This is a genomic window from Streptomyces sp. 8K308, assembly GCF_004348315.1.
In the GTDB taxonomy this organism is placed as follows: domain Bacteria; phylum Actinomycetota; class Actinomycetes; order Streptomycetales; family Streptomycetaceae; genus Streptomyces.
Genome location: NZ_SMKC01000624.1, coordinates 1 through 1,384 on the forward strand (window position 1 = coordinate 1; position 1,384 = coordinate 1,384).

Here is a 1,384-nt window from a genome sequence, read left to right on the forward strand (position 1 = left end):
CCACCTGCCGCCGCCCGCCCAGACCAGCGGCACCGCCGCGCTCGCCGCCCTGCACCGCGAGCTCACCGCCACCCTGCGGCGCGGACAGGACCTCGCGCCGAGCGCCCCGTCCGCCACCGAGGCCGCGCCCGGCCCGCACTGGTCCACCGTCACCATCGGCGAACTCGCCCGCGCCGGCGCCCTCGAACTCCACCTCACCACCGCGGCCGGCGACCCGCCGCCGCCCACCAGGCCGGGCGACGTCCTCGTCCCACTCGTCGACGGCGACCGCCAGGCCCGGGTGGTCGGCGACGACGAGGGCGGCACCGTCCCCGACCGGCACACCGGGCTGCTGCGCCCCGACCCCGAGGCCCTCAACTCCTGGTTCCTCGCCGGCTTCCTGCGCGGCACCGCCAACACCAGGCAGGCCAGCAGCTACGCGTCGAGCGCCACCCGGGTCGACGTCCGCCGCCTGCGGGTGCCCAGGCTCCCGCTCGCCACCCAGCGCCGCTACGGCCGCCGCTTCGCCGAGCTCGCCGCGTTCGAGTCCACCCTGCGCCGCGCCGGCGAGCTCGGCCGGCGGCTCACCCAGGGCACCATCGACGGTCTCACCGAGGGCACACTGCCACCGGGAGATTAGGTCCTGTCCGGGCGATCTTCTTCGGGCCCGCGACGACAGCTACGGCACCTCGCCGCGTTACGGAATCGCGCGAATACGGCCAAGCATGAGCTGCGCTGCTGCCGATGTGTGGCTCCGCCGCGTGGGGCGCCTTGAACGAGGCGAATGGAGGCACTCCCCCCGAGCACTCCGTGCAGGGGGTCCCCCCAGACCGGCAGGCCCGGGGGAGCCACGGGCTGATCCTTGAAGACCGCCCGGACAGGACCTGACCGTCGGGCGAGATCCGCTGGTTATCTATCCGCTGGTTATATGATCCTGCCCGCAGCCGCCGAGGGGGGAGTGAGGATGTACGGCCCGCCATCCGCGATGCCCGTGCCGCCACGGCGGCCCGCGGGCCCTGGCGCCAAGGCCATCGCCGTGCGGGTCGCGTTCGCCACGGTCCCGGCGCTGACCCTCGGCCTGCTCGCCTGGGTGCCGTCGCTCCGCTTCGCCGTGATCCGCCGCCGCGGCCTGGACTGGGCCGTCTTCGGCCTCTTCTGCGCGCTCACCGTCGCCGAGATCATCCTGGTCGCGAACACGCCGGACGAGATGGACGACAACTACAGCACCTTCGTCGGCTTCTACTGCTTCGCCTACTTCATCGCCGCGACCATCCACGCCGTCCAGGCCGACCGCTTCCCGCGCCCCGCCAAGCCGGCGGGCTACCCCCCGGCACCGCCGCCGCCAGCGCCCTACGCCGCGGGGGCGTACGGCTACCCCCAGCCCGCGCCCGCCGTCGCGCCCGCC

Annotated in this window: 2 pseudogenes; both read left to right on the plus strand. The window is 74.9% G+C overall.

What is annotated here, in order from left to right:
• Positions 1–619: pseudogene (locus E1265_RS37685) on the plus strand (restriction endonuclease subunit S); the annotation flags it as partial.
• Positions 620–943: 324 nt separating this feature from the next.
• Positions 944–1,384 (plus strand): annotated as a pseudogene (locus E1265_RS36235) (hypothetical protein); the annotation flags it as partial.